General features: G+C 38.0%; 1 protein-coding gene and 1 pseudogene. Both read left to right on the top strand.

The features are described 5' to 3' along the window. Positions 1-2,568 (top strand): tetratricopeptide repeat protein (locus VE944_RS25965; RefSeq protein WP_324983940.1); only part of this gene is annotated, 2,568 nt, incomplete at its 5' end. A gap of 15 nt (positions 2,569-2,583) precedes the next feature. Then, positions 2,584-2,810 (top strand): annotated as a pseudogene (locus VE944_RS25960) (molecular chaperone DnaJ); the annotation flags it as partial.

Genomic DNA, 2,810 nt, shown 5'->3' with positions numbered 1-2,810 from the left:
GCTCTCGCTGTCTGGTCGAGAAAACCAGGTTTTTGGGAGCGTTTGATTTGTCAATTGCTACTGGGTAAACTGTTGGACAATCTTACTCAGCAACTAAAGCAGTGGCGCTATCAAGTGGCGGAAGTAGATAAACTAGCTGCTAATGCCAAAACCTTTCTCAAGCAAGATACGGGCGATCCTTTAGAAACGCAAGCACTTGCAAGTGCGATCGCCATTTATCAGCGCTGTACCAAAATTATTCACGATGATCGCATATCGCGGGTAATCAAACAGTGCCAAAAAGAATTACAACGGCGACAGCAGTTTTTAAATTTAGTGACAAAGGCACAGTCTCAGGCAGAAAATCGGTTTTATAAAAATGCGATCGCAGTTTACCGAGAGGCTGAAAAGCTTTATTCTACGGAGTCTCTACGACAGGCGATCGCAGCAAGTGTTGCTCAAGTTCAACAAGAAGAAATTTATGAAGCTGCTTTTGAAAAGGTGCAACAAGCTGAAAGTGAAGGAAGATTACAGGGAGCGATCGCACTTTTAAAAAATGCCCTGGCTAAATTTTCTCGCCCTGACGGACTTGATTTACTCCAAAAGCTACAAAAAACATTTAAAGGAAGAGAACAGTTTCGCCAAGGACTAACAGCAGAAAAAGCGGGAGATTTTAAGGCGGCTGCATCTCTTTATAAAAATGCTAAATTGCTCTTGCCTAACTCTACACACTGCCAAATTCGGTTAGCACTTGTGGCAATTAAAACTCAAGAATGGGCAACTGCACTAACTCACCTAGAAGCTATACCTGGAGAACAAGCTGCTTACTTGCGGGGATTTGCCTACGCCCAACAAGAAGATTTACAAGTAGCTTATAAAGAATGGCTTGGATTATCTATTGCTAATATTGCCAAGCAACGAGAGATTCTCAAAAATCTTTCCCAACGTCAACGCCTGCTAAGGCTACAGAATATTGAGCATTTGGTAGCGGCTGAAAATTGGGAGAAGGCTAAAACAGAAAGTACAAAATTTATCCAAAAATTTGGTTCCGATTCGTTAGTCGAAAAAAATCTCAACGAACATATCCAGCCACGTTTAGAAGCAGAACTATGGAAAGGTAAAGACTGGAGAATTATTGCCGATAAAGTTGAAGAAGCTTGGATTTTACAGCCTAATATTACTACATTACATAACTTGGCAGTAGCAAATTATTATCTTGCTCAAACTTACCCAATAAAGCTGGCGAATTTGATATTTTCATTGTCAACAGCTTTGGCAAATTTAACTGAAGATCCTAGCCTTCAAGATGTGCCTTGGCTAGAAAATAAACCTGTAGAATTTGCCTCAGTGTCTTTAACATTAAAACGTCGAATAGCAACAGCAATAGATGCTTTAAAAGATACAAATATTCTTGAGTATTTGAATTTGCGCGATCGCTACCGATTAGAAGTAGTATCTCTAAACCTCATGGGTGAGCCGTCAAAGTGGGGAATGAAAATAAAAGATGTTTTTATTACACCTGGTTGTTATCAGCATTACCTTCCTCAATGGCAAAGGATTTTCGACAATAGGATAGATGCTAACCAAAAAATCTTAAATTCCCTTTATACAAATTGGGGATTGGCTATGGCTGCTTGTTTAGAAGGAGATTATCAAAGAGCAATTCAACTTAAACCTTCAACCACAGATAAGTCTGATATCGCAGCATTTGCTCAGAAATTTGTCGCTTATCATGAAGGTTACTATCAGCTACAGCAACAAAAATGGCGAGAGGCAATTATTCCTCTAAAGCAAGCGAAGCCAGAAATTCAAGATAGTCAGGATTGGCAACAAGAAATAGACAGACTTTGTGGATTGCAACGCCAAGCAATATCAGAATTTCACGAGCATTTAGAGTTTGCCCAGTTTTGGTATGGGCTTTTAGGAAGTAGAGATGCTAGAAGTTATCTAGCTGAGTATAAAGCAGAACAAATACGCGAACAAATTGCTAATGAACAAATTTCATTAGTAATAGCGCTGAGAGAACTACAGAAAATTAAACAAATTGATAATCAAAATCCTATTGTAATTGACTTAATTCAAAGAATTGAATTTAACCAAGAAGTAGAATTAATTGATAATTTATTAAAAAAGAGTAAATTTGAAGAAGCTGTCCAACGTGCTAAAGAATCCCAGCATCAACGTATACGTAATATTGTCTCAGACATTTGCATAGAAATATTAGTCAAGGGTTTCCAAAATCGGGATTTAGGATTTGAAGATATTTATCAATTAGGCTATTGGGCTTATGAACTCTGTCCAGATGATCCAAATGTCCAAGAAGTTTACGAATTTAGCCAAGAACTAAAGGATATTAAAAATCTGATGAAGTGCGATAGCTTTGATGAAGCCGTTCATCGTGCCAAATACTCACAACATGACTCTATTCGTTACTATGTCGCTGACTTTTTTATTAAAACCTTGCTTAAAGGTATGCAAAACCGCGATTTATCTTTTGATTCAATTCACCAATTAGGTCGTTGGGCTTATCAACTTTGTCCAGACGAACCTGCTTTTCAAGAAATTTACCACAGCCTGAAAATTCGTTAATTAAAAAGGTATCTAATGGAATATAATCCTTATGACATTCTGGGTGTATCCCCATCAGCATCCAAAGCTGAAATTGCAAAAGCTGTAGCAGTGGCAATGAAGCACAAAAAACATCCTGTGGACATCATTGCTAAAGCTCAAAAAAGTTTACTAAAACCAGAAGAACGCATCATAGCCGATTATTTGCGTCCGATACTGCCTACGATTAAGCACTTCAAATATAGTGATTTATCGGCTTTGCT

Source organism: Nostoc sp., from assembly GCF_035638895.1.
Lineage (GTDB): Bacteria > Cyanobacteriota > Cyanobacteriia > Cyanobacteriales > Nostocaceae > Nostoc.
This window is presented reverse-complemented; position numbering and strand designations above follow the sequence as displayed.